The organism is Cupriavidus sp. 96C5-1, assembly GCF_057798855.1.
On record NZ_JBYOJU010000109.1, the window covers coordinates 1 to 3256 of the forward strand.

A 3256-nucleotide genomic window follows, 5' to 3' on the forward strand; every position below is an offset into this window, starting at 1 on the left:
AACACGATACCGGGTTGTGATTGTATCAACCGAAATGTATTTAAGTGATCGAAAGATGACTTGGAATACGGCACAAATGCGAGAACTCATCCTGTAGCGACGTGGCTTGAACGGAAGTTTGAGACACACTCGTTATAGGGTCAAGCGAACAAGTGCATGTGGTGGATGCCTTGGCGATCACAGGCGATGAAGGACGCGGTAGCCTGCGAAAAGCTTCGGGGAGCTGGCAAACAAGCTTTGATCCGGAGATGTCCGAATGGGGAAACCCGGCCCGAATGGGTCATCCCTGACTGAATACATAGGTCAGGGAAGCGAACGCGGCGAACTGAAACATCTAAGTAGCTGCAGGAATAGAAATCAACCGAGATTCCCAAAGTAGTGGCGAACGAAATGGGAAGAGCCTTGTACTCTTTAGCAGTGTTGTTAGCAGAACGGGATGGAAAGCCCGGCCATAGCAGGTGATAGCCCTGTATGCGAAAACAGCGTTGTGGAACTAGGTGTACGACAAGTAGGGCGGGACACGTGAAATCCTGTCTGAAGATGGGGGGACCATCCTCCAAGGCTAAATACTCGTGATCGACCGATAGTGAACCAGTACCGTGAGGGAAAGGCGAAAAGAACCCCGGGAGGGGAGTGAAATAGATCCTGAAACCGCATGCATACAAACAGTCGGAGCCCCGCTTTAAGCGCTTTCGGCGAGCATCACGCAGTGATGATCGTCAAAAGCCAACACGGTGAAATAGATCGTGGCGCGCTTAAAGTGGATTTAAGCGCGAGAGCGCTTAAAGCGGGGTGACGGCGTACCTTTTGTATAATGGGTCAGCGACTTACATTCAGTGGCAAGCTTAACCGATTAGGGAAGGCGTAGCGAAAGCGAGTCCGAACAGGGCGTTCAGTCGCTGGGTGTAGACCCGAAACCAGACGATCTATCCATGGCCAGGTTGAAGGTGCGGTAACACGTACTGGAGGACCGAACCCACTAACGTTGAAAAGTTAGGGGATGAGCTGTGGATAGGGGTGAAAGGCTAAACAAGTCTGGAAATAGCTGGTTCTCTCCGAAAACTATTTAGGTAGTGCCTCGTGTCTCACCTTCGGGGGTAGAGCACTGTCATGGTTGGGGGGTCTATTGCTGATTACCCCGCCATAGCAAACTCCGAATACCGAAGAGTGCAATCACGGGAGACAGACATCGGGTGCTAACGTCCGGTGTCAAGAGGGAAACAACCCAGACCGCCAGCTAAGGTCCCTAAGATTGGCTAAGTGGGAAACGAAGTGGGAAGGCTAAAACAGTCAGGAGGTTGGCTTAGAAGCAGCCATCCTTTAAAGAAAGCGTAATAGCTCACTGATCGAGTCGTCCTGCGCGGAAGATGTAACGGGGCTAAGCCAGTCACCGAAGCTGCGGATGCGTGCATTCCTTTAAGTGCACCTTGCTTGTCGATGCGCAGCATCGACAAAGCGCCCAACAATGGTCGTTGGGATGCAAGTGGAGTGGATTTAAAGGAGTGCACGCATGGTAGGAGAGCGTTCTGTAAGCCTGTGAAGGTGTCTTGTAAAGGATGCTGGAGGTATCAGAAGTGCGAATGCTGACATGAGTAGCGATAAAGGGGGTGAAAAGCCCCCTCGCCGTAAGCCCAAGGTTTCCTACGCAACGTTCATCGGCGTAGGGTGAGTCGGCCCCTAAGGCGAGGCAGAGATGCGTAGCTGATGGGAAGCAGGTTAATATTCCTGCACCGTCGTATGATGCGATGGGGGGACGGATCGCGGAAGGTTGTCCGGGTGTTGGAAGTCCCGGTCCCTGCATTGGAGAAGGCGCTTAGGCAAATCCGGGCGCGGAATTCAAGGATGCGGGGCGAGCGGCCTAGTGCTGCGAAGCAATTGGAAGTGGTTCCAAGAAAAGCCTCTAAGCTTCAGTCATACGAGACCGTACCGCAAACCGACACAGGTGGGCGAGATGAGTATTCTAAGGCGCTTGAGAGAACTCGGGAGAAGGAACTCGGCAAATTGGTACCGTAACTTCGGGATAAGGTACGCCCTTGTAGCTTGACTGGCCTGCGCCAGGAGGGTGAAGGGGTTGCAATAAAATGGTGGCTGCGACTGTTTAATAAAAACACAGCACTCTGCAAACACGAAAGTGGACGTATAGGGTGTGACGCCTGCCCGGTGCCGGAAGATTAAATGATGGGGTGCAAGCTCTTGATTGAAGTCCCGGTAAACGGCGGCCGTAACTATAACGGTCCTAAGGTAGCGAAATTCCTTGTCGGGTAAGTTCCGACCTGCACGAATGGCGTAACGATGGCCACACTGTCTCCTCCCGAGACTCAGCGAAGTTGAAGTGTTTGTGATGATGCAATCTCCCCGCGGCTAGACGGAAAGACCCCATGAACCTTTACTGTAGCTTTGCATTGGACTTTGAACCGATCTGTGTAGGATAGGTGGGAGGCTTTGAAGCGTGGACGCTAGTCTGCGTGGAGCCGACCTTGAAATACCACCCTGGTTTGTTTGAGGTTCTAACCTTGGCCCGTGAATCCGGGTCGGGGACAGTGCATGGTAGGCAGTTTGACTGGGGCGGTCTCCTCCCAAAGTGTAACGGAGGAGTTCGAAGGTACGCTTGGTACGGTCGGACATCGTACCTAAAGTGCAATGGCAAAAGCGTGCTTAACTGCGAGACCGACAAGTCGAGCAGGTGCGAAAGCAGGACATAGTGATCCGGTGGTTCTGAATGGAAGGGCCATCGCTCAACGGATAAAAGGTACTCTGGGGATAACAGGCTGATACCGCCCAAGAGTTCATATCGACGGCGGTGTTTGGCACCTCGATGTCGGCTCATCTCATCCTGGGGCTGTAGCCGGTCCCAAGGGTATGGCTGTTCGCCATTTAAAGAGGTACGTGAGCTGGGTTTAAAACGTCGTGAGACAGTTTGGTCCCTATCTGCCGTGGGCGTTGGAATCTTGACGGGGGCTGCTCCTAGTACGAGAGGACCGGAGTGGACGTACCGCTGGTGTACCTGTTGTCTCGCCAGAGGCATCGCAGGGTAGCTATGTACGGAAGAGATAACCGCTGAAAGCATCTAAGCGGGAAACTCGCCTGAAGATGAGGATTCCCTGGAGCCTTGAGCTCCTTGAAGGGTCGTTCGAGACCAGGACGTTGATAGGCTGGGTGTGGAAGCGCAGTAATGCGTTAAGCTAACCAGTACTAATTGCCCGTAAGGCTTGATCCTATAACCAGTGTGTTTCTCCTGGTTGAGTATCGCGTGCCA

General features: G+C 52.9%; 1 rRNA gene. It reads left to right on the forward strand.

Annotated elements, in window-relative coordinates:
- Nucleotides 1-138 precede the first annotated feature (138 nt).
- Nucleotides 139-3217 (forward strand): 23S ribosomal RNA (locus AC3FOF_RS44425).
- Nucleotides 3218-3256 lie beyond the last annotated feature (39 nt).